Annotated in this window: 22 protein-coding genes, 2 tRNA genes and 1 pseudogene; 6 read left to right on the top strand and 19 right to left on the bottom strand. The window is 70.5% G+C overall.

The genetic code is table 11. The features are described 5' to 3' along the window. Positions 1-16: 16 nt before the first annotated feature. The 8 genes from ACFPLC_RS20905 to ACFPLC_RS20870 all read right to left on the bottom strand — a co-directional run bounded on the left by ACFPLC_RS20905 (position 17) and on the right by ACFPLC_RS20870 (position 5,969). Positions 17-922 carry an amidohydrolase family protein gene (locus tag ACFPLC_RS20905; protein WP_378200782.1) on the bottom strand — a complete coding sequence of 302 codons (906 nt, stop codon included), beginning with the start codon at positions 920-922 and terminating at the stop codon, positions 17-19. Continuing rightward, positions 919-1,401: an SsrA-binding protein SmpB gene (gene smpB, locus ACFPLC_RS20900; RefSeq protein WP_191315426.1), complete on the bottom strand. Its 483-nt coding sequence runs from the start codon at positions 1,399-1,401 to the stop codon at positions 919-921. Before smpB ends, ACFPLC_RS20905 begins: the two co-directional genes overlap by 4 nt. A 44-nt stretch (positions 1,402-1,445) precedes the next feature. Continuing rightward, positions 1,446-2,339, bottom strand: a complete 894-nt coding sequence (gene ftsX / locus ACFPLC_RS20895) for a permease-like cell division protein FtsX (RefSeq protein WP_378200785.1) — start codon at positions 2,337-2,339, stop codon at positions 1,446-1,448. Between the two features lie 48 nt (positions 2,340-2,387). Continuing rightward, complete coding sequence (ftsE, locus tag ACFPLC_RS20890; RefSeq protein WP_003082104.1) at positions 2,388-3,077, bottom strand: cell division ATP-binding protein FtsE; 690 nt, start codon at positions 3,075-3,077, stop codon at positions 2,388-2,390. Between the two features lie 112 nt (positions 3,078-3,189). Beyond that, positions 3,190-4,287 (bottom strand): peptide chain release factor 2, encoded by a 1,098-nt coding sequence (gene prfB / locus ACFPLC_RS20885; protein ID WP_378200790.1) that lies wholly within the window; start codon positions 4,285-4,287, stop codon positions 3,190-3,192. 63 nt (positions 4,288-4,350) lie between these two features. Next, entirely contained in the window at positions 4,351-4,851 is a 501-nt protein-coding gene (locus ACFPLC_RS20880) for a PadR family transcriptional regulator (protein ID WP_191315423.1), read from the bottom strand. A gap of 379 nt (positions 4,852-5,230) precedes the next feature. After that, positions 5,231-5,307: transfer RNA gene (locus ACFPLC_RS20875), tRNA-Met, on the bottom strand. Between the two features lie 77 nt (positions 5,308-5,384). Further along, positions 5,385-5,969 (bottom strand): TetR/AcrR family transcriptional regulator C-terminal domain-containing protein, encoded by a 585-nt coding sequence (locus ACFPLC_RS20870; RefSeq protein ID WP_378200793.1) that lies wholly within the window; start codon positions 5,967-5,969, stop codon positions 5,385-5,387. 97 nt (positions 5,970-6,066) lie between these two features. Between ACFPLC_RS20870 and ACFPLC_RS20865 the strand changes: the two genes are divergently transcribed. Further along, positions 6,067-7,485 (top strand): FAD-dependent monooxygenase, encoded by a 1,419-nt coding sequence (locus ACFPLC_RS20865; RefSeq protein ID WP_378200796.1) that lies wholly within the window; start codon positions 6,067-6,069, stop codon positions 7,483-7,485. Positions 7,486-7,617: 132 nt separating this feature from the next. On the opposite strand, the gene ACFPLC_RS20860 is transcribed toward ACFPLC_RS20865, so the two are convergent. Next, a tRNA-Met gene (locus ACFPLC_RS20860) sits at positions 7,618-7,691 on the bottom strand. A 67-nt stretch (positions 7,692-7,758) separates the two neighbouring features. Next, positions 7,759-10,755, bottom strand: coding sequence for a UPF0182 family protein (locus tag ACFPLC_RS20855; RefSeq protein WP_378200799.1), 2,997 nt, complete (start codon positions 10,753-10,755; stop codon positions 7,759-7,761). A 149-nt stretch (positions 10,756-10,904) separates the two neighbouring features. On the opposite strand from ACFPLC_RS20855, the gene ACFPLC_RS20850 reads away from it, so the two are divergent. Continuing rightward, a complete protein-coding gene (locus tag ACFPLC_RS20850) occupies positions 10,905-11,444 on the top strand; it encodes a PPA1309 family protein (protein ID WP_191315420.1) in 540 nt (179 codons plus the stop codon). Here ACFPLC_RS20850 and ACFPLC_RS20845 read toward each other — a convergent pair. Then, entirely contained in the window at positions 11,441-12,445 is a 1,005-nt protein-coding gene (locus ACFPLC_RS20845; protein WP_378200855.1) for a YlbL family protein, read from the bottom strand. The two genes, ACFPLC_RS20850 and ACFPLC_RS20845, sit on opposite strands and share 4 nt — an antisense overlap. A 191-nt stretch (positions 12,446-12,636) precedes the next feature. Here ACFPLC_RS20845 and ACFPLC_RS20840 point away from each other — a divergent pair, with 191 nt between their 5' ends. Further along, the gene (locus tag ACFPLC_RS20840) at positions 12,637-13,998 is read left to right on the top strand and encodes a zinc-dependent metalloprotease (RefSeq protein ID WP_378200802.1); all 1,362 of its coding nucleotides are present in this window, start codon (positions 12,637-12,639) and stop codon (positions 13,996-13,998) included. A 345-nt stretch (positions 13,999-14,343) separates the two neighbouring features. Here ACFPLC_RS20840 and ACFPLC_RS20835 read toward each other — a convergent pair whose 3' ends face one another. Beyond that, the gene (locus ACFPLC_RS20835) at positions 14,344-14,853 is read right to left on the bottom strand and encodes a M48 metallopeptidase family protein (protein ID WP_013223146.1); all 510 of its coding nucleotides are present in this window, start codon (positions 14,851-14,853) and stop codon (positions 14,344-14,346) included. Between the two features lie 230 nt (positions 14,854-15,083). Here ACFPLC_RS20835 and ACFPLC_RS20830 point away from each other — a divergent pair. The 3 genes and pseudogenes from ACFPLC_RS20830 to ACFPLC_RS20820 all read left to right on the top strand — a co-directional run bounded on the left by ACFPLC_RS20830 (position 15,084) and on the right by ACFPLC_RS20820 (position 18,580). After that, a pseudogene (locus ACFPLC_RS20830) lies at positions 15,084-16,129 on the top strand (ThiF family adenylyltransferase). A 60-nt stretch (positions 16,130-16,189) separates the two neighbouring features. Continuing rightward, positions 16,190-17,530, top strand: a complete 1,341-nt coding sequence (locus ACFPLC_RS20825) for an ABC1 kinase family protein (protein ID WP_378200805.1) — start codon at positions 16,190-16,192, stop codon at positions 17,528-17,530. Between the two features lie 162 nt (positions 17,531-17,692). After that, positions 17,693-18,580, top strand: coding sequence for a hypothetical protein (locus tag ACFPLC_RS20820; RefSeq protein WP_378200858.1), 888 nt, complete (start codon positions 17,693-17,695; stop codon positions 18,578-18,580). 32 nt (positions 18,581-18,612) lie between these two features. Here ACFPLC_RS20820 and ACFPLC_RS20815 read toward each other — a convergent pair whose 3' ends face one another. The 7 genes from ACFPLC_RS20815 to ACFPLC_RS20785 form a co-directional block, all read right to left on the bottom strand. Beyond that, positions 18,613-18,798, bottom strand: a complete 186-nt coding sequence (locus tag ACFPLC_RS20815) for a hypothetical protein (protein WP_378200808.1) — start codon at positions 18,796-18,798, stop codon at positions 18,613-18,615. After that, the gene (locus ACFPLC_RS20810; RefSeq protein WP_378200811.1) at positions 18,795-19,661 is read right to left on the bottom strand and encodes a class I SAM-dependent methyltransferase; all 867 of its coding nucleotides are present in this window, start codon (positions 19,659-19,661) and stop codon (positions 18,795-18,797) included. Before ACFPLC_RS20810 ends, ACFPLC_RS20815 begins: the two co-directional genes overlap by 4 nt. Positions 19,662-19,669: 8 nt before the next feature. Then, positions 19,670-19,939: a hypothetical protein gene (locus ACFPLC_RS20805; protein WP_378235884.1), complete on the bottom strand. Its 270-nt coding sequence runs from the start codon at positions 19,937-19,939 to the stop codon at positions 19,670-19,672. A gap of 132 nt (positions 19,940-20,071) precedes the next feature. After that, complete coding sequence (locus ACFPLC_RS20800; protein WP_378200813.1) at positions 20,072-20,326, bottom strand: hypothetical protein; 255 nt, start codon at positions 20,324-20,326, stop codon at positions 20,072-20,074. Next, a complete protein-coding gene (locus tag ACFPLC_RS20795; protein WP_229903048.1) occupies positions 20,323-20,679 on the bottom strand; it encodes a WhiB family transcriptional regulator in 357 nt (118 codons plus the stop codon). Before ACFPLC_RS20795 ends, ACFPLC_RS20800 begins: the two co-directional genes overlap by 4 nt. 151 nt (positions 20,680-20,830) lie before the next feature. After that, positions 20,831-21,097, bottom strand: coding sequence for a hypothetical protein (locus ACFPLC_RS20790; protein WP_378200816.1), 267 nt, complete (start codon positions 21,095-21,097; stop codon positions 20,831-20,833). A gap of 207 nt (positions 21,098-21,304) precedes the next feature. After that, positions 21,305-23,401 carry an ATP-dependent DNA helicase UvrD2 gene (locus ACFPLC_RS20785; protein ID WP_378235883.1) on the bottom strand — a complete coding sequence of 699 codons (2,097 nt, stop codon included), beginning with the start codon at positions 23,399-23,401 and terminating at the stop codon, positions 21,305-21,307. Positions 23,402-23,408: the final 7 nt, after the last annotated feature.

Here is a 23,408-nt window from a genome sequence, read left to right as displayed (position 1 = left end):
AGTGGTAAGGCGGGTTCTAACCCGCCTTACCACTCACGAGGCGCGAGGGCGTGTCGTGCAGGACCGCGCGCAGGAACGGCTCCCCCAGGCGATCGTCGGCCGCCCAGCCGGCGATCGCCTGCAGCTGCGTCGCGTAGGAGTAGGGGATGTTCGGGAAGTCCGTGCCGAGCACGACCCGGTCGGCAACCTCGGCCAGCCGGGCCGTCCAGTCGGCGGGCAGCGGCGCCATCGCCTCGGCGAACGGCACCCCCACCATCGTGGTGTCCAGGTGCACGCGCGGGTACTTCGCCATGAGCTCGAACGCCGTCCCGTACTCCGGCATCGCCGCGTGCGCGAGCACCGCCGTGAGCCGCGGGTGCCGGGCCAGGACCTCCTCGAACACCGACAACCCGGTGAAGTCGCCCCGCAACGGACCGTGTCCACAGTGGACGACGACCGGGACACCGGCGTCGGCCAGGGAACCCCACACGGGCTTCAGCAGGTCGTCGCGCGGGTCGTACGCACCCACCTGCACGTGCGCCTTGAACACCCGGGCGCCGGCCCGCAGCGCACTGTCCACAGCGGACCCGGCGCCGGGCTCGGGGTAAAACGTCCCGGTCGGCACGGCGTCCGGGACCCGCGCCGCGAACTCGAGCGCCCACTCCGTCAGCCACTCGGCCATCCCCGGCTTGTGCGGGTAGACCAGCGGCGCGAATCGCGCGACACCGAGCGCGCGCAGCGTCTCCAGACGCTCCTCTTCGGACGTCCGGTAGAACACCGGCCATTCGGTGCCGTAGTGCGTCGAGGCCGCGTCGAAGTACGCCCAGACCTTGTCCATCACCGGCTTCGGCAGAAAGTGGACGTGCAGGTCGACCAGGCCCGGCAGGCCCAGCGACGCCGTCCAGCGCGCGACCTCCGCATCGGTTGCCGGGCCGTGCGTCACTCCGTGAACCGGCCCTTCAGCGCGCGGCCCATCGCCTTCCTGATGTCGCGCTCCGCGTCGCGCTTGGCGAGCGACTGCCGCTTGTCGTAGGCCTTCTTGCCCTGGGCCAGCGCGATTTCGACCTTGACCTTGCCGTCCTTGAAGTACATCGACAGCGGGACCAAGGAGAGCCCGCTCTCCTTGGTCTTGCCGATCAGCTTCTCGATCTCCCGCTTGTGCAGCAGCAGCTTCCGGGTGCGCCGCGGCATGTGGTTGGTCCACGTGCCCTGCGTGTACTCCGGGATGTGCACGTTGCGCAGCCACACTTCGCCGTCGTCGACCGTCGCGAACGCGTCCGCCAGGGACGCCTTGCCCTCGCGCAGGCTCTTGACCTCGGTGCCGACGAGCACGAGACCGCACTCGTAGGTGTCGAGGATGGAGTAATCGTGCCGCGCCTTGCGGTTCGACACGATCACCTTCTGGCCACGTTCCTTGGGCATACGACCACTCTACGTGATTCCGACGGTGACGAGCAGCCGGTTATCTAGTGCCGGACGTACAGCCGCAGCGTGACGTAACCGGTGACGGCGGAGATCAGCACGGACACCCCGAGCAGGATGGGCGCGACCGGGAACAGCAGTTCCAGCGTGGTGATCTTCGGGAAGACGTCGCCGGTGAACAACGCGTCGAGGAAGCTCACCTTGGTCAACACCAGCAGGACGATCCCCAGGACCGCACCGACCACGCCGGCGACCACCGCCTCCAGGAGGAACGGCAGCTGCGTGTACCACCGCGTCGCGCCGACCAGCCGCATGATGCCGACCTCGGTGCGGCGGGTGAACGCGGACACCTGGATCGTGTTGGCGATCAGCAGCAGCGCGGCGACGGCCATGATGAGCGCGGCGACGAAGGCGATGTTGCGGACGCCGTTGAAAGCGGTGAAGAAGCGGTCGAGGAACTTCTTCTGGTCGTCGACCTTCCGCACGCCCGGCTTGCCGGCGTACTCCTGCACGATCGCGTCGCTGCGGTCCGGGTCCTTCAGCTTCACGTGCAGCGACGCGGGCAGCGACTCGGGGCCGGTGAGCGCGATCAGCTCGGGCTGGCTCTCGAAGATCTTCTTGAACCGGTCGAAGGCCTGTTCGCGGTTCTCGAACACGACCGACTCGACACCGTTGTTGCTCTGCAGCGAGGTCCTCAGCGACTGGCACAGCGCCTGGGTGCAGTTCTTGTCGGTCGCGCTGATGTCGTCGGTGAGGTAGACCGAGACCTCGACGTCGGCGAGGAAGTTGGACTTCATCTTGTCGATGGTCCGCACGGCGAGCAGGCCGCCGCCGAGCATGGCGAGCGACAAGGCCGTGGTCAGCATCATCGCGATGGTCATCGTGACGTTCCGGCGCAGGCCGGTGACTACCTCACTGAAGACGAAACTGGCGCGCATGGCGGGTGCAGGTCCTTGGGGTCGGGGTCGGTGCGGGGTGGACGGGTCTCAGCGACCGATGCCGTAGACGCCGCGGGCGTCGTCGCGGATCACCCGGCCGAGCTGCAGCTCGACCACGCGGCGCCGCATGGAGTCCACGATGGAGTGATCGTGGGTGGCCATCAGGACGGTGGTGCCGGTGCGGTTGATCCGCTCCAGCAGCAGCATGATGTCCTGGCTGGTGTCGGGGTCCAGGTTGCCCGTCGGTTCGTCGGCGAGCAGCACCAGCGGGCGGTTCACGAACGCGCGCGCGATCGCGACGCGCTGCTGCTCACCGCCGGAGAGCTCGTTGGGGAGCCGGTCGGCCTTGCCGTCGAGGCCGACGAGCTCCAGCACCTCGGGGACGACCTTCTTGATGGTCGGCCCCGGCTTGCCGATGACCTCGAGGGCGAACGCCACGTTTTCGGCGACGGTCTTGTTCGCCAGCAGCCGGAAGTCCTGGAAGACGCAGCCGATGGTCTGCCGCAGGCGCGGGACCCTGCGGCGGGCCAGCTTGGCGACGTCGAAGTTGGACACCATCACGCGGCCCTTGCTGGGCGTCTCTTCGCGCAGCAGCAGCCGGAGGAAGGTCGACTTCCCCGATCCCGAGGGACCGATGAGGAAGACGAACTCACCCTTTTCGATGTCGACGGACACCCGCTCGAGCGCGGGCCGCGTCGAGGTCTTGTAGACCTTGGAAACCTCTTCGAGCCGGATCACGATTCGGCATACTACCCACCGGTCTCGTGAAGCCCCGGTTGCCCGGTGCACCCGGGTGGAGCAGCGGGTGTTTGCGTACGGTGAGCGGTCACCCCGACACCCGCTGCGCCGATCAGGCGCTCTGCTTCCGCCAGCGGATGCCGGCGTCGAGGAAGCCGTCGATGTCGCCGTCGAGCACCGCCGACGGGTTGCCGACCTCGAACTCGGTCCGCAGGTCCTTGACCATCTGGTACGGGTGCAGCACGTAGGAGCGCATCTGGTTGCCCCAGCTCGAGCCGCCGTCCTTGAGCGCGTCCATCTCCTTGCGCTCTTCTTCCTTCTTGCGCTGCAGCAGCCGCGCCTGGAGGACCTTCATCGCGGCCGCCTTGTTCTGCAGCTGCGACTTCTCGTTCTGGCAGGAGACGACGATGTTCGTCGGGATGTGCGTGATGCGCACCGCGGAGTCGGTCGTGTTCACGCTCTGCCCACCGGGGCCCGACGAGCGGTACACGTCGACCCGGATGTCCTTTTCCGGGATGTCGACGTGGTCGACCTCTTCGACCTCGGGCAGCACCTCCACGTGCGCGAACGACGTCTGGCGGCGGCTCTGGTTGTCGAACGGCGAGATCCGGACGAGCCGGTGGGTGCCCTGCTCGACCGAGAGGGTGCCGTAGACGTAGGGGGCGCTGACCTTGAACGTCGCCGACTTGATGCCCGCCTCTTCGGCGTAGGAGATGTCGTAGACGTCGGTCGGGTAGCCGTGGCGCTCCGCCCAGCGCAGGTACATGCGCAGCAGCATCTCGGCGAAGTCGGCGGCGTCGACGCCACCGGCCTCGGAGCGGATGGTGACGACGGCGTTGCGGTCGTCGTACTCGCCCGAGAGCAGGGTGCGGACCTCGAGGCGGTCGATGGCCTTGCCGAGGTCGGCGAGCTCGGTCTCGGCCTCGCCCATGCTGCCGGAGTCGCCTTCGGCCTCGGCGAGCTCGTACAGCACGCCGAGGTCGTCGAGCCGCTGGCGCAGGTCGGAGACCCGGCGCAGCTCGCCCTGCCGGTGGGACAGCTGGCTGGTGACCTTCTGCGCCGCCTCCGGGTCGTCCCAGAGGGTCGGGCTCGAGGCCTGCTGCTCCAGGTCGGCCACCTGGGCACGCAGCGCATCCAGGTCCATCACCGACTCGATCTGCGTCAGCTTGCCGGCCAGGTCCTTCAGTGCCGCGTCGAACTCATCACTCACGTTTGTCAAGGTTACGGCAAAACCCGCGACCGGTTGCGAGGACCGGTCGCGGGCGCGCGAACCTCAGGCCGCGGGGATGGCGTCGAGCAGCTTCAGCGCGGCCTTGGCCTGGGCCTGGGCGAACTCGGCGACGGCCTTCTCGTACGGCCCCTCGGCCGCCTTGGTGGCCGCCCTGGCCTCGTCGAGCTGCTGGCTATAGCTCGTCCGGGCCGACTCGAGCAGCGACTGCCGCTGCTTCGCGGTCAGCGACCCGGCGTGCACGAGCCGCAGGATGAGCGGGCTGCGCAGGTGGTCGGGGCCGGCTTCGGAGGTCAGCCAGGCCTTGAAGGCCTTCTTGCCGGCGGCGGTGATCAGGTACTGCTGGCTGGAGCGCGGGCCCTGCTTGCCGAGCCGGACGAGGCCTTCCTTGGACAGCGCCGGGAGCTCCCGGTACACCTGGCTGCGGGTGACGCTGAAGAAGGCACCGAACCGCTCTCCGGCTCCGGCGACGAGCTGCCCGCCGGTGGCGGGACCGTCGTGGAGCAGACCGAGCAGGGCGGCGGCTGTTGCATTCAATTCGGACACGCCCCCTAGATTCCCACTTATCGGCCGCTGTGTCCACAGTGGTCAGCAGATCTGTCCATTGTGGCTAGACAGATCCCCTCGTTCGGCCCAATGCGAGCAGGTCCACTGTGGACGTGAATACGCTCTGCAACCGCTCCCAGGGAATTTTGGTCCAACCAGACGCACCCGGGCCGCCTCGGCGCGTCCACACAGGTGAGTTCGGCGGGCGGCGATCCCCGGCTTGGCCGACTCCGGACACTCACCGCAACCACCCGGCGAGCCCGCCCACATCGTGGGATCCGCAGTTTTCCGCGCACCGGACGGAAAAGTCGGCAGCGAAAGCCGTTCCGGCATGACAAAAGAGGCACGTTCCCGGATTTCCCGGAAACGTGCCTCTTGGTGGTAGCGGGGACAGGATTTGAACCTGCGACCTCTGGGTTATGAGCCCAGCGAGCTACCGAGCTGCTCCACCCCGCGCCGTTGTGGTACTTGAATAGATTACACGGGGTCGCCACCGGGTTTTCACCGGGGTCCCGAAACGCCCTGACCTGCCCTTACGCGGTCTCCAGCCACTGACGGGCTCCACTGAGGACCATGGCCAGCCCGTCCTCGAACCGCGCGTCCGCGTCCCCCAGCACCGCCTCCCCCGCCGACTCGCGATAACGCTCGTCGAACTCGCCGGGCATGGGCCGCACGGCCTGCTCCTCGATCACGTACCCGATGACGAAGCAGTAGACGGTGAAGGTCGCCCGGCTCGCCCGGCCCGCATCGAGCCCGGCGTCGATGCTCCGGCGCAGCGGGTGCTCGCCGACCAAACTCGTGTCACCGAGGTACGTACCAGCGAAAACCTTTCCGCCGTCGCGATAGGCGAGCATCATCCGCCGCAGCGCGCGAGCGCCGTGCGCGACACCTTCCCACTCCCCCGCCGACGCCGGCGGCCGCCGATCGGCCACGGAATCGCGGTACATCTGGGTCGCCATCTCGTCGAGCAGCTCCTGCTTGTTCTTCATGTGCCAGTACAGCGCCGGAGCCTTGACCCCCAGGTCGGCGGCGATCAGCCGCAGCGTGAGCCCGTTGAGCCCCACCTCGTTGAGCAGCTTCAGCCCGGACCGGGCAATGTTTTCCCTGGTCAGGCCCATCTTGTGCACTGCTCCTCACGATCATCGCTTGACAGTTTAACGATGTTAAGGGCATCCTCGCGGCAGGTCAATTTAACGTTGTTAAGGAGCTGGGGAGATGGAAGAGCTGACCACGGAGGTGGTCGTGGCCGGCGCGGGCCCGACGGGCCTGATGCTGGCGAACGAACTGGCACTGGCCGGAGTGGACACCTCGGTGCTCGAGCGGATGCACGCGCGAACGGGTCTGTCGAAGGCCCTGAACTTTCAGCCGCGCACGGCGGAAGTGCTGGATCTGCGGGGTTTGCTGCCGCGCGCGAAGGATCGCTCGTTCGCGACTGTCGCGGACGGACACTTCGCGGTGATCCCGGTGAGCTACGCGGGCTGGGACACGCGCCACCCGTACCAGCTGGGCATCCCGCAGGCGGAGGTGGAAGCGGCGTTGGAGGAGCGCCTGGCGGAGCAGGGGGTGCGGGTCAGGCGGGGGCACGAGCTGACGAGCTTCGTGCAGGACGCCGACGGCGTCACGATCACGGCAGGAGAGCTGCGCATCCGGGCGAAGTACCTGGTGGGCTGCGACGGCGGCCGTAGCACGGTGCGCAAGGCCTTGAACATGCCGTTCGAGGGTATCGAAGGCCAGGGCCACGGCGTGTCGGCGGATGTGCTGTTCAAAGCAACTCCCCCGGGTGCGCCGACGCAGTGGCGTTCGATGACGAACATGGTGACCTCGCAGAGCCCGGGCAAGTTCGTCGGGGTGATCCCGCTGGCCGAGCCGAACCTGTACCGGATCAGTTTCGGAGATCGCCTGAACCGCCCCGAAAACCTGCACGCGGAGGTCACCAGCGAAGAAGTGGAGCGAGCGGTCGCCGAACGTTTCGGTCCTGAGGCGCAGATAGCGGAGGTCCGCTGGGCGTCCCGTTTCTCGGACGACAGCCGCCTGGCCGCGAACTACAAGGTGGGTCGGGTGCTGTTGGCGGGCGACGCGGCCCACATCCACTTCCCGGCCGGAGGCCAGGGCCTCAATTTGGGCATCCAGGACGCCATGAACCTGGGCTGGAAGCTGGCGGCAGAACTCCGCAACCGCGCAGCACCAGGCCTACTGGACACGTACGAACAAGAGCGCCGCCAGGTGGCCGCAGACGTCCTGCACAACGTGGCGGCCCAAAACGCCCTGATCCCGACAACCCCCAACCAGCTGGCCCTACGAGCCCTCTTCCGAGACTTGGCAGCCCTGGACCAGGTCCAGCACCACCTATCCGGCTTGGTCTCCGGCCTCGCCATCCACTACGCGACCACGGAGTCCCACCCGGCGGCGGGCACCCGCCTCCCGGACTTCCAGACACCCCAGGGCTACGCGAGCACCCTATTCCACAAAGGAAACTGGGTCCTCCTAACAAAAACCCCGACCCCGGCACCCCACCCAGAGGTACTCGTAGCCCAAACCCCCAACCTCCCCTACCCCAACGCAGAGAAGCTCCTGGTCCGCCCAGACGGCTACATAGCAAACACAACAGGAGAAACAAAAACCTGGCTAACCTGACACGCAACCACACACCGGGGGGCCAGGGGCGGCGAAGCCCCCCTGGCGGGGGTCTGGGGGTTCGACCCCCAGAACAAATGCGAAAGAGGGGCGGCTCGCCGACCTTGGCGAGCACGCCCCTCCCAACCTCTGTAGCGGGGACAGGATTTGAACCTGCGACCTCTGGGTTATGAGCCCAGCGAGCTACCGAGCTGCTCCACCCCGCGTCGTGGCACCTACCTTACGCCCTCGTTTCGCGGGGGTGCAAAGCAGGTGCCGTTCGCGTTACCGACGTCACCCTCCGGGCTGGGTGCTGGACGGTGGGGTGCTGGTCCCGGGGGCTGCGGTCTTGGCTGCTTCGTAGGCCCGGGCGGCCGCGTCGAGGGCAGCCAGTGCCGCGCCTTGGTCGGTGAAGTTGCCGGATTGCTGGGCGGCTTTCAGTTTGGCGAGGGCCGACTGGATGTCGGCGACGGCCCGGTCGAGGGCCGCGTTGCCGCCGCCGTTGTTGGCGGGCGGGGTGGTGGTCGGGTTGGTGGATGAGGGCGGTGTGGTGGTCGGCTGGCCGGCTTGGGGTGGCGTGGTGGTGGCTTCGCCGGTGCCGGCGCCGAAGACCTGGTCGAGAGCTTCCTGGAGGGTGGCGCCGTAGCCGACCTTGGGTCCGTAGGAGACGAGGACGCGGGCCAGCTGCGGGTAGCTGTTCTGGTTGCGCTGCCGAATGTAGACGGGTTCGACGTAGAGGAAGCCGTCGGCGACCGGCAGCGTGATCAGGTTGCCGTAGATGGGGGTGACGTTGGGGTTGTTGAAGAGGGTGCGGTCCTGGGCGACGCGGGAGTCGCTCTGGAACCGGTTCTGGACCTGGACGGGCCCGTCGACCTGGGTGGCTCCGGTGGCCGCGCTGGGTAGCTGGAGCACCCGGATCGTCCCGTAGTCGGTCGGGTCGGAGGACACCGACATCCAGGAGGCGAGGTACTGCCGCTGGAGACCGGTGAGGGAGCTGGTCAGCTGGAACGTCGGCTTGGACTGGCCGGGGGTGTCGGCGAGGACGTAGTAGCCGGGCTGGTTGGCCGCGCCGGCCGCGGCCGGGTTGGAGCCGCCTTCGGCGGTCGGGTCCTGCGGGACGCTCCAGAAGGCCTGCTGCGAGTAGAACTCCTGCGGGTTGCTGACGTGGTAGCGGGACAGCAGTTCACGCTGAATCTTGAACAGGTCCTCGGGGTAGCGGAAGTGGGACCGCAGGTCCGGGGAGATCTCGGAGCTGGGCTTCACGAGCCCGGGGAAGACCTTCTCCCAGGCGTTGAGGACCGGTTCCTTGTCGTCGATCGAGTACAGCGTCACGGTGCCGTTGAAGGCGTCGACGGTGGCCTTGACCGAGTTGCGGATGTAGTTGATGGAGCTGTTGGCCTGCCGGGCGACGCCGTTGAGGGAGTCGTTCGTGGCCGCGCCGAGCTGGGTCTGCTGGGCGTACGGGAAGTTGTTGAGGGTGGTGTAGCCGTCGATGATCCACTGGATCTTGCCGTCGACGACCGCCGGGTACGGGTCGCCGTCGAGGGTCAGCCACGGGGCGATCTTGCTGACGCGGTCGCGCGGGTCGCGGTTGTACATGATCCGGGAGCCGTCGCCGATGGCGTCGGAGAACAGGATGTTGCGCTCGCCGTACTCGGCCGCGAAGGCGAGGCGGTTGAACCAGTTGTCGACCGAGACGCCGCCGGTGCCCTTGTAGCTGTAGCGGTCGGTGGCGGTGTCGTACTCGCCGGGCGCGCCGTTCCCGCCGACGATGGCGTAGTCGGACTCGGCGGCGGACAGCTCGCCGTAGTAGATGCGGGGTTCCTTGACCTCGATGCCGGGCTGGCCGGAGCCGGCCGAGCCGGCGCCCGCCGGGTTCTGCGTGTCGCTGGTCGTCGCGATCGGGTAGCCGCCGTCGGAGTTGGCGTCCTTGACGGCGCGGTCGATCGTGTTGGCCGGGGCGACGACGAAGCCGTTGCCGTGGGTGTAGACGAGGTGCTTGTTGATCCAGCTGGTCTGGTTGCCGGTGAGGCCCTCGGTCTTGATCTCCTTGGCGGCGACGATGTAGTCCTGCGTCACGCCGCCGACGGTGTAGCGGTCGATGTCCAGCTTGGCCGGGAAGCCGTAGAAGTTCTCGCGGCCGACGCGCTGGGTGAAGGTGTCGGAGAGGATGTTCGGGTCCAGCAGCCGGATGTTCGACATCGTCCCGGTGTCGGCCTTGATCTGGTCCGGGGTGGCGTCCGACTTGCCGGTGTAGGGCTGGTACTTGACCTCGGTGAGGCCGTACGCGCGGCGGGTGGCGTCCATGTTGCGCTGGATGGACGTCGCTTCCTTCTCGTTCGCGTTGGGCTTGACCGAGAACTGGTCGAGGATGGCGGGCCAGGCGACGCCGACGAGGATGCTCGACAGGATCAGCAGCACCAGTGCGATGGCCGGGAGCTGCAGGTTGCGCAGGAAGGCACCGGCGAAGAACGCGATCGCGCAGATCACCGAGATGCACAGCAGGATCAGCTTGGCGGGCAGCACCGCGTTGAGGTCGGTGTAGGTGGCGCCGACGAACAGCGGCATCCCGCGGTCGGACAGCAGCAGGTTGTACCGGTCGAAGAAGTACTCGACCGCCTTCAGCAGCACGAAGAGGCCGACGGTGATGGCGAGCTGCGCGCGGGTCGGGCCGGCGAGCTGGCCGCCCTTGCCGGCCAGGCGGATGCCGCCGAAGACGTAGTGGGAGATCAGCGCGCCGAAGAAGGAGATGACGACGGTGATGAACAGCCAGCCGAGCAGCCAGTTGATGAACGGCAGGTCGAAGGCGTAGAAGCCGACGTCGTTGCCGAACTCGGGGTCGGTCTGGCCGAACGAGGTGCCGTTGAGGAACAGCTGCACGACCTGCCAGTCGCCCTGGGCGGACAGGCCGGCGATGAGGCCGGTGAGCACCGGGATGCCGACGCCGAAGAGGCGGATGCGGGCGACGATCGCGGAGCGGTAGCGCGCCAGCGGGTCGTCGGCGCCGGAGATCGGCACGAACACCGGGCGGGTCCGGTAGGCGATCATCAGGCTGATCGCCAGCGCGCCGCCGACGAGCAACCCGACCGCGAAGAAGAGGATGATCCGGGTCACCAGCTGGGTGGTGAACACCGACCGCGCGCCGACTTCGCCGAACCACAGCCAGTCGACGTACGTGTCGAGGAGGCGGGCCCCGAGCAACAGCGCCAGCACGATCACCGCGGCGATGATGAGGAGGATCCGGCTCCGCCGGGACAGCTTCGGCAGGCTCACCGGGGGCCGAGTCGCCACGGCACACGCTCCTGTCTTCGTCAATACTCGAGCAGGGGCGCGTGCGCCCCCTGATTCCCTAACTCTACGGATGCCCGGTGAAGTTCCCGGGACCCGCCCAAACCGGACTCGCGGCGTCGCGGCGCCGGCCGACCTGACACGATGTGCGCATGGCAGCGAACGAAGCGCGACAGGCCGGCGTGGCCGCGCTCGCCCGTGAGATCGAGGAGTTCATGGCCGCGGGCGGCTGGGACCAGCCGCCCCAGCTGTTCGCGCTGGTGCCGACGGCGGCGCTGCTGGACGAGCAGCCGGAGCTGGCCGGCCAGCTCGACCGGGCGAACCCGCTGACGCCGGTGGCCCAGGAGGCGCTGCCCGAGGGCGACCTGGCCGAGGCGCTGGGCCGGATCGCCTGGCCGGATCTGGTCATCGGCTGCGCGCTGGCGCAGGAGATCATCGTGCTGCCGCCGGGTTCGGAATCGGAGCTGCCGGACGTCGCCGAGGCGGACGCGGAGAGCCTCCGCCGCGCGGCCGCCGACCACCCGCAGCGCACGGAGGCGCGCCTGGTCGCGGCCGTCCTGCGCGACGGGGAAGGCGCGTGCGTGATGCGGCTGCGCGGGATGGGCACGGAGGAGTCCATGGACGAGGTCGTGGAAAGCCCCGACCTGGCGCCGAACCTGGTCGAGGCGCTGAAGGCCACGCTGCTGCCCTAGCAGGACGCCGTCGGCCGCCCCGCCTTCAGGTTGGCCAGCTGGGCGAGTGCGTCGTCCAGTGTGGACACCTTGATGAGGTTGAGCCCGGTGGGCGCCGTGGTCTTGGCCTCGGGGCAGTTGTGCGCGGGCACCAGGAAGTCGGTGGCGCCGGCTTCGCGGGCCCCGACGACCTTGAACGAGATCCCCCCGATCGGGTCGACCTCGCCGGTTTCGGTGATCTCGCCGGTGCCGGCGATGTGCCGTCCGCCCGCGAGGTCGCCGGGCTGCAGACGGTCGATGATGGCGAGGGTGAACATCAGGCCGGCCGACGGCCCGCCGACGTCCTGCAGGGAGATGTTGACGGTGAACGGCGCGTCGGCGCGGTCGACCGCGGTGAGGCCGATGAAGCCCTCCTTGCGGTCGGGGCGCGCGGCGAGGGTGAGCGGCACGGTCCGCTCGGGCTGGCCGTCGGACTGGAAGGTGATCTGCACGGTCTGGCCGGGCAGGGTGCCGGTGAGCGCGGCCCGCACGTCGGCGGCCTCGACGATCTTCTTGCCGTTGACGGTGATCAGCTTGTCGCCGGGCGAGAGCACGTGGTCGGCCGGGCTGCCGGAGACGATCTGCTTCGCCAGCACCTTGATCGGGTAGCCGAGCTTGCGCAGGGCGGCGACCTGGGCGTTCGTCTGGGAGTCCTGCAGCTGCTGGATGTTCTCCTGCTTGACCTGCTCGTTCGTCTCGCCGGGCTTGAAGTACTCCTCGCGCGGGGCCAGCGCGTACCGGCCGCTCGCCCAGAAGCCGAGCCCTTGGAAGAGGGTGACGCCGTCGTGCAGGGAGACGGTGGTCATCCGCAGCTCGCCGGTGGTCGGGTGGGTCTCGTGCCCGGTGACCTGGATGACCGGGTTGCCCGCCGCGTCGCGACCCAGCGTGTCGTAGGTCGGCCCGGGGCTGATGGCCACGAACGGCACCGGCACGACCGAGCCGAGCACCACGAAGATCAGGAACAGCGAGCCGCTGACCACCAGTGTCCAGCCACGGCGGGTCATCCGGCGGGCCTCGCCGGCCGGCTCCGGCGCCGGTTCCGGGGCGCGCTTCGCGGGGGCGGTCTCCTTGGAGGACTTGGTCACGACCGACAGCGTACGGTGACCGCGTTCGCTTCCCGGTGAAGGCCGCGGTTGACGCGCTGGGCGGGCCTCGACCCGCGTACGGTGGACACATGAGCAAACCCCCGTTCGGCTTCGGACCTTCCGATCCCGACAAACGAGGTGAGAACGACCCCTCGGAGCCCTCCGGCGCCGAGGCCTTCAACCAGCTCGGGCAGATGCTGAGCCAGCTGGGCCAGATGCTCAGCCAGGCCGGCAGCTCCAGCGGGCCGGTGAACTACGACCTCGCCAAGCAGATCGCCCTGCAGACCCTGGGCAGCGCCGGCAACACCGGCGAGAGCAAATTGGGCTTCCGCGGCGGAGACGACGCGAACGCGGCGGTCCGCGACGCGGCCCACCTGGCCGAGCTCTGGCTCGACGCGGCGACGGTGTTCCCGGCCGGGGCGACGTCGACGGTCGCCTGGTCGCCGCGGTCCTGGGTGGAGAAGACGCTCCCGACGTGGCAGCGCCTGTGCGACCCGGTCGCCCGGCAGGTCTCGGGCGCCTGGATGGAGGCGCTGCCCGAGGAGGCCAAGCAGGCCGCGGGCCCGTTGCTGCAGATGATGGGGCAGATGGGCGGCATGGCCTTCGGCTCCCAGCTCGGCAACGCGCTGGCCCAGCTGGCCTCGGAGATGCTGACCTCGACGGAGATCGGCCTGCCACTGGCCCCGGCCGGCACGTCGGCTCTGTTGCCGGCGAACATCGAGAAGTTCGCCGAGGGCCTGGAGCTGCCGAACAGCGAGATCCTGGTGTTCCTGGCCGCCCGCGAGGCCGCGCACCAGCGCCTGTTCACGCACGTGCCGTGGCTGCGGCAGCGCCTGCTGGCGACGGTCGAGGAGTTCGCCCACGGGATTTCGGTGGACACGTCCGCGCTGGAGTCCCTGGCCGGCCGCATCGACCCGGCGAACCCGGCGAGCATCGAAGAGGCGATGTCGTCGGGGCTGCTGGAGCCCCAGACGACCGAGGAGCAGAAGGCGGCGCTGAGGCGCCTGGAGACGCTGCTGGCCCTGGTCGAGGGCTGGGTCGACGTGGTGGTGGCCGAAGCGGTGGGCGATCGCCTGCCGGGAGCGGACGCCCTGCGCGAGACGCTGCGCCGCCGCCGCGCAACGGGCGGCCCGGCCGAGCAGACGTTCGCCACCCTGGTCGGCTTGGAGCTGCGCCCCCGCCGCATGAGGGACGCGTCGAACCTCTGGAAGCTGGTGGGCGACCGCCACGGCACCGAGAAGCGCGACGGCCTCTGGTCCCACCCGGACCTCATGCCGACGGCCGAGGACCTGGACGAGCCGATCGACTTCGCCGACCGAGTGGGGTCGGCGGGCTCGATCGACGACTTGGACCCGATCGCCGAGCTGGAGCGCACGGAGAAGGCGGAACGCGCGGAGAAGGACGAGAAGAAGGACGAGCCTCCTTCGGGAGAGGGCGGCAAGCAGTCCTGAGCTGAGTTGCTCGCTCTCGGAGCTCCGGAACCTCGGAAGGCCGGTGCCCCTCCCCGCTGCGGTGGACGGGTCACCGGCCTTCTGCCGTCCAGCCCGCGCCACCGTCAAGCAACGACCTCCCACCACATCTCTCCTGGCCCGCCGCGGTCCCCAGCGCCCCGTCCCAGCTCTCGACCCAGCGCCTCCTCTCCTCCCAGCCCGGCCCACCCCCGGTCCCAGCGCCTCCTCCTCTCCCGGCCCCCGGCCCGCAGCCCCGCAGCCCGCAGCCCGCAGCCCGCAGCCCGGGCGAGCGAACCAGCCGGGGCAACCCGCCCAAAAGCAGGCCACCCCGGCCACCTCACCCCCTCAATCCTCCGTGGAGATCCCCCACCCGGCAGCGGCCGACAGCCCCTCCAGGTACCCGATCGCCCGTTCCGTCTTCGGATACCGCTGCACCAACGCCCAGAAAGCCGCGTCGTGCCCGGGCTCCCGCAGGTGCGCCAGCTCGTGCACCAGCACGTAGTCCAGCACCCACGGAGGCACCTTCCGCAGCCGTTCGCTGACCCGGATGGTCGCGTCGACCGGCGTGCAGGAGGCCCACCGCGTGCGCATCGGCGGCACCCAGCGGACGCTCGCCGGCACCGCGGTGCCGCCCAGGTACTTGCCCGACAGCAGCGCGCAGCGCGCGAGCAGGGCTTCGTCCGACGTCTTCGGGGACGCCGGCCGACGTGGCTCCGAGCGCTGCAGCTTGCGCTCCATCTCGGCGACCCAGTGTTTCTCCTCCGCCCTGGTCATCCGCGCGGGGATGAGCACGACGAGCGTGTCGTCGTTCCAATACGCGGTGACCGTCCGGTGCCGGCGCTGGCTGCGCCGCACTTCGACCTTGTGTCCGGGTGTGTCCGACGAGGGGTTCGTTTCCCCCCGGCCTCTCAGTGAGGGCATCCGTGCTTCGACCACCCGACAACGGTAAGGCCAGGCACCGACAACTCCGAGCGCCTTGAGGTCACAGACCCGAGTTGTCCACAGCCGGTTCCACTTGTGGACAACTCGGCCGATCCGGCGTCTTCCGACGCTTCCCGGTCACCGCCGGGTGCGATCCTGCGAACATGATCCTCGACACCGCGGACATGCCCCCGGTCCTCCTGCCGGCCCACCCTGCCCTGCTCCCGGGCCTCACCGTGCTCGAACGCGGCCCCCGCGAGATCCAGATCGGCCTCGATCCGCGCCACGGCGTGATCGTCGAAAACCTCTCCCCGCACCTCGTCGCCAAGCTGCGCGCACTCGACGGCAGCAAACCCGTCGACCGGCTCCTGCTCGCGGAGAGCGAACACCGCGATCAGCTGCGGACGCTGCTGCGGCAGCTGACCGCGCTCGCCTGGTCACCGACGCCGGCCGGCCCGACGGCCCGGGCTTCCGCGGCGAGCCCGGGCTCTGGTCGCTGCGAGCCCGCCACCACCAGCCGGCCATGGCCGACCGCCGCCGCGCCGCCGCGGTCTCGGTGCACGGCGAAGGCCGGGTGGCGGTGGCGGTCGCCGTGCTGCTGGCCAACGCCGGCATCGGGCACGTCGAGCTGCAGCTGTCCGGCACGGTGACCGAACACGACCTCGGTTCCGGCTTCTCCGCCGCGGACCTCGGCCGGTCCCGGCGGCACGCCCTCGCCGACCTGGTCCGCCGGGTCGATCCCCACGTCCGGGTCACCCGCCTGCACGACCGCTACCCGGACCTCGCCCTGCTCACCGACGCCGTCGTGCCGGCTCCCGAGCTCGTCGCCGAGCTGATGGGCGACGGCGTCCCGCACCTGGCGGCGCGCGTCCGCGACGGCACGGGCATCGTCGGGCCGCTGGTCGTGCCGGGCCGCAGCTCGTGCCTGCGCTGCGCCGGCCTGCACCGCACCGACCTCGACCCGTGCTGGCCGCGCGTCGCCGGGCAGCTCGCCGGCCGGCACCAGCGGCCCGACCTCGGCGCGGTCCAGTCCTGCGCGTCGCTGGCCGTCGCCCAGGCGATGCGGCTGCTCTCCCCCAGCACGCCGGCCCCACCGGCGTGGAACGCGACGCTCGAGATCGACGCCTTCGACGGCCGCATCCGCCACCGGCGCTGGCCGCCGCACCCGCGGTGCCGCTGCGGCGCCCAGGAGGTGATCCTGGAGACGTAGCCCACGAAGACGTCGCTCGCAGGCTGCGCGCCGCCGACGCCGCAGGGCAGAATCGCCGGTGTGACCGACTTCCGCGACCCAGCCGATCGTGACACCGCGATGCCGCGCAAGGGTGCCGCCCGTACCGCCAAGCTCGCCAGTCTCCCGCTCGGCATCGCCGGCCGGGCGGTCGGCGGCTGGGGCAAGAGGCTCGCGGGCCAGAGCGCGGAACAGGTGAACGCGACGCTGTCGGCCAAGGCCGCCGAGCAGCTGTTCGAGGTGCTCGGCACGCTCAAGGGCGGGGCGATGAAGTTCGGCCAGGCGCTGAGCGTGTTCGAGGCGGCGGTGCCGGACGACATGGCGAAGCCGTACCGCGAAGCGCTGACGAAGCTGCAGGCCGCCGCGCCGCCGATGCCGGTCCGGCAGACCCACCGGGTGCTCGCCGAGCAGCTGGGCCGCACCTGGACCAGCCGGTTCGCCTCGTTCGACGACGAACCGGCGGCGTCCGCGAGCATCGGCCAGGTGCACCGCGCGGTCTGGCACGACGGCCGGGCGGTGGCGGTCAAGGTGCAGTACCCGGGCGCCGACGAGGCGCTGCGCAGCGACCTGCGGCAGCTGCAGCGGTTCAGCAGGCTGTTCCAGGCGTTCGTGCCCGGCACCGAGGTCAAGCCGCTGCTGGCCGAGCTCGCCGAGCGGATGAACGAGGAGCTCGACTACCAGGCCGAGGCCCAGCACCAGCGCGCCTTCGCGAAGGCGTTCGACGGCGATCCCGGCATCCTGGTGCCGCGGGTGGTGGCCAGCGCGCCGAAGGTCGTCGTGACGGAATGGGCGAGCGGCACGCCGTTGTCGAAGGTGATCGCGGACGGCGACCGCGAGACCCGGAACCTGGCGGGCCGGCTGCTGGCGGAGTTCCACTACTCGTCGCCGGAGCGAGTCCACCTGCTGCACTCGGACCCGCACCCGGGCAACTTCATGATCACCGACGACGACAGGCTGGTCGTCATCGACTTCGGCGGTGTCGCCCGGCTGCCCGACGGCATCCCCCGCCACCTGGGCGAGATGACGCGCCTGGCGCTCGACGGCGAGTCCGCCGAGCTGATGCGCCTGCTGCGCGAGAACCGGTTCATCCGGCCGGACAGCGACCTGACCGCGGAGGAGGTGCTCGCCTACCTCGCGCCGTTCACCGAGCCGCTGGCGGCGCCGACGTTCCACTTCACGCGTCGCTGGATGCAGAAGCAGGCCGGGCGGGTCGGCGACAGCCGCGGCAACGACTTCCGGGTCGGGCGTTCGCTCAACCTGCCGCCCGAGTACCTGATGATCCACCGGGTGACGGCGGGGTCGACGGGCATCCTCTGCCAGCTCGACGCGGAAATCCCGGCCCGCGGCATCGTGGAGCGCTGGCAACCGGGGTTCGCCTCCTGAGTTGTCCACAGGTGGGGCCCCGAACGGACGGATTCGGCCGAGTTGTCCACAGCTGCGGTGGACGGGGTTCCACCCGGTTGGCCGAGCCGTCATGCTCGGAACATGACTGCTACTCAATGCACCGATCCGCTCGCCCTTCGTGATCCCGGCGCCTGCGAGGTGATGAACCTCGAACAGTTGCGCCGGGCGGGGGTGTCCGATCGAAGAGTCCGGCGGCTCTGCGGTCCCGGAGGGCCGTGGCGCCGCCTGCACCCCGGTGTCGTCCTGCTGCGTAACACCGCCCCGACGCGGCAGCAGCTGCTGCAGGCCGCGCTCGTGCGCTACGGGCCCGGGGTGGTGATCACCGGCGCCGACGCCCTGCGGGCCCACGGCGTGAAGTGCCCGGTGGAGAGCGAGATCCGCCTGTTGGTGCCCCACCACTGCCGGGTGGTGGCCGACGAGGGGGTCCGCCTGGCGCGCACGGCCCGATTACCGGAGCCCGTCCAGGTCGACGGGCTCCCGTTCGCCCCGCCGGCCCGGGCGACGCTGGACATGGCCCGGTCCGAACCCGACCCGGACCGCATCCGGTATTTGCTGACGTTGCCGCTCTACTGGGGCCTGTGCGACCGCCGGGAGCTGCTGGCGGAGCTCGAGGCGGGTTCCCAGCGCGGCACGGCAGTGGTCCGCAAGGTGCTGCGCAGGCTCGACGAGGGGCCGATCCAGGCGCACGGCCTGGCCGCCCGGGTCCTGGACCTGGTGCCCGTCCCTCCGCCGAGCTGGGACCAGACGATCTGCGACCGCCGCGGCCGCCGTCTCGGCGAGGCGGACACCTGGTGGGACGAGCTCGGCCTGGCCTGGCAGTACCGCTGCACGCCGGGCGTGGGCAGCGGCTTCAGCCACCTGGCCCTGGCGGCGACGGGCATCGTCCTGGTCCGCTGCACGGTCGGCCAGCTGCGCCAAGTGCCGCAAGAGGTGGCCCGGGAGCTGGCCAAGGCGTATGGCGCTGCATCCAGGACACCCCGCCCGAAGGTGCGAGCGTTCCCGCAAAGGCCCATGGGAGACGCCGCCTGATATCCGCCGTCACGCTCAGGAGGTCGACTTGATCACCAGTACTCGTCCGGCAGCTTGCCTTCGATGTCCCGCACGTGCTGGCGCGCGCAGTCCGGGCAAAGCCACCGCAGCGCGCCGCGCTCACGGGTGGAAACCCATGCGAGCGCCGTAGCGGGGTCGTCGGCGGCGGTGCGCGTCCGGCCGCAGCGCGTGCACACGACCGGTTCCGGCGCGCTCACCGCAACCGTCCACAGTGGATCGCCTTGGCGCCGAACAGGTAGAGATCGTCCCGGCGGCCGAGGAAGTGCGGGCTCTGCGGGTCGGTCAAGGTGGCGGTCGCGGCCCGGTCGTCGGCGTCGAGCCATTCCCCGGCCGACTCCGCGAACCACCCGACGCGCTGCACCACGTACTCACGAAGGAGGTCCGAACCCGGCATCGGGTGGTCGATGAGCGCCCCGAACGACTCCACGTCCTGGAGGCCGGCTTCGCGAAGCGCGCGCGGCCAGCCGTAGGGCATGGCGACGCTGCCCGGAATCCCGGCCCGCATCGCCTCGAACCACGAGGCGCGAGCGGCGTGCAGCCGCTGCTCCAGCCCGGGCCGTCCGACGCCCAGTTCCCACGGGAGGCACCGCATCTCGAGCCCGCCTTCGGAGATGGCCAGCACGCCACCCGGCCGCACCAGCCCGGCGAGCGTGCGCAGCGCGGCCTGCTGATCGCCGACGTGGTGCACCACGCCGGACGCCCAGACGAGATCGGCGGCGGGAACGGCCACCGCCGGATCGGTCAGGTCCCCGAGCAGGCTGACGACCTCGACGGACTCGCCGGCCACCTCGGCCACGGCCCGTTCCGCCTCGACCAGCAGCTTCGGCGTGGCGTCGAAGAGAACAAGGGTGCCCCCACCGCGGCGGGCGAGTTCGCGCGCGAACAGCACGCTCATGCCCCCGGCCCCGCACCCGACATCGACAACGGCCGGCCGCTCGCCAATCAGGCCGAGCAGCCGCCGGGCGACGGGCGCCAGCGCCTCGGCATCGAGGGCGTCGGCCATGCGCAGCTGGGCCAGGCGGTCCGCCCAGTCGATGTCACCGTGGCTGTGTCCGGACATCACCCCATTCAACACCAGCGCCCCGCCCCCGCAGCGCCACGCAACGAGACCACCCGAAGGAGGCCCAACCACGAAGCGCCCGCAAGGCGCAGGCCGCACCCGCGCGGAGCAGCCGAGCACGCCTGCCTGCCCGACGGCACCGCGACGGCACAGGCCGCCGCATCGCCCGACGCGACCGATCGCCGCAGCAGCACGGTGTCGTCACGGCGTGCCTCGGTCCCGCGCAGCCGGGCCGCGACCGCGGTCCGCCACAGCGGCCGCCTACCGCGGCACCTCACGGATCGACCCGCCACCTCGGCCGCACCACAGAGCGCCCCCGGCCCACGCGCCCGCACCGCACAGCGCCACCCCGGGCCGACCCGGCAAAGCGCGAAGCCCCCGCCACCCAAACGGGCGGCAGGGGCCTGCGCTCAGTTCTGGTCCTGGTACCGCTCCGCCCGGCGAGTGGCCCAGCGGGCTACTCGCGACCAGCGGCGCACGGCACGCGCGCTACCTCGGGCCCGCTGCGCGCGGACCCCCTCTTCCAGGTCCCGTATTCGGGCCCTGGACAGTTCTTCGTAAAGCAACATCTCGCTGATCTCCTCGATCTCGGTCTTGGTCAACTGCAGCTGTTCGCTGCGGGGGTGGGCTTCGTAGTCCCTCGTGGTGACCGGTTCGACGCTCATGCGGCGGCGCTCCGGTGATCGCCGGCGGCCTTGGCCGCGGCGGGCTCGACGGCTGCGTTCTTGCGCGGGCGGCCACGGGGCCGCTTGCGCGCGATCACCGCGCCGCGCTCGAAGATCTCGCCGCCCCAAACACCCCAGGGCTCGCGACGGGCCAGGGCGCCGGCCAGGCAGGCCTCGCGGACCGGGCAGTCGGCGCACTGCGCCTTGGCGCGCTCGAGCTCGGCCGGGGACTCCGCGAACCAGAGGTCCGCGTCGCCCGAACGGCAGGGCAGCGCGACGTCGGGGACGTCGATCGGGTCGAGCAGGTCGGCGAATATTGCCTCACCCGAGGTGTAGGCGATGGCCGAAGACATGGTGGTTCCTCCTTGTGCCGTACGGGTTTTCGGTTGGGTGCTGGAGCTGGGCAACGCTGGTTCCTCTTGGGTTGTGCAGCCAAAAACACGAAGGCCGCGGATCCGGGTTATCCGGTTCCGCGGCCTTCGTGAGCCTTGAGTCCTGACTAGGTCAGGAACTTCGCTCCCGTATCGACAACGGAACACGGAACTTCTTGATGGTCGGCAGATCGGCCTGCGGGTACGCGGCGAGAACGCCCTGCGTCCCGAAGACGACGACACCGGTGGCCCAACGACGCGAGACGCGCCGCATGCCACGGATCTCGTGAGCGCTCACGGAGCCGGCGAACACACCGGTGCCCGGGCGCTGAGCAGCCGCAACTTCCGCGGCGCAGGACAGACGGGTGCCCGGGTTCGTGAGCGTCATGTTGATGGTCATTTCACCGGCACCTCCTTCTGTACTCTGCACACGCGGCCGCCGAGCGGCGCTTCTCAGTAGATCCCCAGTCGAGCCCTTCGGGCTCGGTACTGGCAGGTTATTGCTCCGCACCACACCGAGGCAACTCAATTAACGGGAAAATCCTCGAAGTTACGAAGATCGCCCCTGAGCAGCGGGTTCGCCGCGTCGATCATGGTTCGGACGCGGTCAAGACCCCGTCGAGGCCCGGACCACGCCGAGGATCCCGGCGCCGAAGCGCTCGAGCTTCGTCGCGCCGATGCCGGAGATCGACACCAGTGCCGCCTCGTCGGCCGGGCGCTGCTCGGCGATGGCCATCAGCGTCGCGTCCGTGAAGACCACGAACGCCGGCACCTTGAGCTCGCGCGCCCGGTCGGCGCGCCACGACTTCAGGCGCTCCAGCAAGCCCTCATCCACTGTGGACGGGCAGCGCCCGCAGCGGCCCAGCTTGATGTCGAGGGTTTCCAGCAGCGGCCCGCCGCAGAGCCGGCAGCGCGCCGCCTTCACCGGAGCCGCCTTCTGCTGGGCCGACCGGGCCACCCTGGCGGCCGGGTGGTCCTCCGGCACCAGGCCGTAGAGGAACCGGCTGCGCCGCCGGTTGCGCCGCGCGCCCGGCGTGCGGGCCAGCGCCCAGGACAGCCACAGGTGCTCGCGGGCCCGGGTGACGCCGACGTAGAACAGCCGCCGCTCCTCCTCGATCGCCGCTTCGTCGCCGTCGGCGTGCAGGATCGGCATCGTGCCCTCGGAGAGGCCGACGAGGAACACCGCGTCCCACTCGAGGCCCTTCGCCGCGTGCAGCGACGCCAGCGTGACGCCCTCGACCGTCGGCGGGTGCTGGGCCGCGGCGCGCTGGTCGAGCTCGGCGCAGAACCGCGGCAGGTCGGCGTCGGCCACGGTCGAAGCCAGCTCCTCGGCCAACTCGACGATGGCCAGGAGCGCGTCCCAGCGTTCCTTGGCCGCGCCACCGGCCGGCGGCGACTCGGTGAGGCCGACCCGCGCGAGCACCGAACGCACCGTCGTGACCAGGTCGGAGCTGCCGTCGCCGCTCGCCGCCCGCAGCGCGGACATCGCCTGCCGGACCTCCGTCCGGTTGAAGAACCGCTCACCGCCGCGGACCAGGTACGGGATGCCGGCGTCGGCCAGCGCCGACTCGTAGGCCTCGGACTGGGCGTTGATCCGGTAGAGGATCGCGATCTCGCTCGCCGAGACGCCGCCGTCGAGCAGCTCGCGCACCCGGCGCGCGACCGCGCCGGCCTCGACCGCCTCGTCGTCGAACTCGGCGAAGCGCGGCTCCGGCCCCGGCGGGCGCTGGCCGATCAGCTTCAGCCGCGAGCCCGCCGGCCGGCCCCTTGCCGCGCCGATCACCCGGTTGGCCAGCGCGACGACCTCGGGCGTCGACCGGTAGTCGCGCTCGAGGCGGACGACGGTGGCGTCGGGGTAGCGCCGCGTGAACTCCAGCAGCGGCCGCGGCGACGCGCCACCGAAGGAGTAGATGGTCTGGTTGGCGTCGCCGACGACGGTCAGGTCGTCGCGGCCGCCGAGCCACGCGTCGAGCAGGCGCTGCTGCAGCGGCGTGACGTCCTGGTACTCGTCGACGACGAAGCAGCGGTAGCGGTCCCGGAACTCCTCGGCGACGGTGCCGTGCTCCTCGAGCACCGCCGTCGTGTGCAGCAGAAGGTCGTCGAAGTCGAGCACCTGCGCGGCGTTCTTCAGCTCTTCGTACGTCCGGTAGACCTCGGCGACCTGCGCCGCCGGGGCCGGGATGTCCCGCTGGGCGCGCGCGGTGACGGCGGGGTAGTCGTCCGGGCTGATCAGCGACGCCTTCGCCCACTCGATCTCGCTCGCCAGGTCGCGCAGGACCTCGACCTCGGTGCCGAGCTTGGCCCGGTTCGCGGCCTGGCCGACGTACCGCAGCTTGTTCTCCAGCAGGTCCCACGGCCGGTCGCCGACCACGCGCGGCCAGAAGTAGCGCAGCTGGCGGCGGGCGGCGGCGTGGAAGGTCAGCGCCTGCGCCGCCTCGACGCCGAGGCCGCGCAGCCGCGTCCGCATCTCGCCTGCGGCCCGCGTCGTGAACGTGACGGCAAGGACCTGACCGGCGGAAACGTGCCCGGACCGGACGAGGTGGGCGATCCGGTGGGTGATCGTGCGGGTCTTGCCCGTGCCGGCTCCGGCGAGCACGCAGACCGGCCCCCGGGGGGCGCTGGCGGCGGCGCGCTGCTCGGGGTCGAGACCGTCGAGCAGTCGGTTCAGGCTCTGGGGTGAAAGTACGCCGGTCACGTCCGGCATCCTCGCA

This window comes from Amycolatopsis plumensis, from assembly GCF_042652605.1.
GTDB lineage: Bacteria > Actinomycetota > Actinomycetes > Mycobacteriales > Pseudonocardiaceae > Amycolatopsis > Amycolatopsis plumensis.
This window is presented reverse-complemented; position numbering and strand designations above follow the sequence as displayed.

What these genes read in the sequence shown, in the direction of transcription:
- smpB (WP_191315426.1), bottom strand. Translation starts at nt 1,401, where the DNA reads ATGCCCAAGGAACGTGGCCAGAAGGTGATCGTGTCGAACCGCAAGGCG.
- ftsX (WP_378200785.1), bottom strand. Translation starts at nt 2,339, where the DNA reads ATGCGCGCCAGTTTCGTCTTCAGTGAGGTAGTCACCGGCCTGCGCCGG.
- ACFPLC_RS20870 (WP_378200793.1), bottom strand. Translation starts at nt 5,969, where the DNA reads ATGGGCCTGACCAGGGAAAACATTGCCCGGTCCGGGCTGAAGCTGCTC.
- ACFPLC_RS20865 (WP_378200796.1), top strand. Translation starts at nt 6,067, where the DNA reads ATGGAAGAGCTGACCACGGAGGTGGTCGTGGCCGGCGCGGGCCCGACG.
- ACFPLC_RS20850 (WP_191315420.1), top strand. Translation starts at nt 10,905, where the DNA reads ATGGCAGCGAACGAAGCGCGACAGGCCGGCGTGGCCGCGCTCGCCCGT.
- ACFPLC_RS20840 (WP_378200802.1), top strand. Translation starts at nt 12,637, where the DNA reads ATGAGCAAACCCCCGTTCGGCTTCGGACCTTCCGATCCCGACAAACGA.
- ACFPLC_RS20820 (WP_378200858.1), top strand. Translation starts at nt 17,693, where the DNA reads ATGAACCTCGAACAGTTGCGCCGGGCGGGGGTGTCCGATCGAAGAGTC.
- ACFPLC_RS20810 (WP_378200811.1), bottom strand. Translation starts at nt 19,661, where the DNA reads ATGTCCGGACACAGCCACGGTGACATCGACTGGGCGGACCGCCTGGCC.
- ACFPLC_RS20800 (WP_378200813.1), bottom strand. Translation starts at nt 20,326, where the DNA reads ATGAGCGTCGAACCGGTCACCACGAGGGACTACGAAGCCCACCCCCGC.
- ACFPLC_RS20795 (WP_229903048.1), bottom strand. Translation starts at nt 20,679, where the DNA reads ATGTCTTCGGCCATCGCCTACACCTCGGGTGAGGCAATATTCGCCGAC.
- ACFPLC_RS20790 (WP_378200816.1), bottom strand. Translation starts at nt 21,097, where the DNA reads ATGACCATCAACATGACGCTCACGAACCCGGGCACCCGTCTGTCCTGC.
- ACFPLC_RS20785 (WP_378235883.1), bottom strand. Translation starts at nt 23,401, where the DNA reads ATGCCGGACGTGACCGGCGTACTTTCACCCCAGAGCCTGAACCGACTG.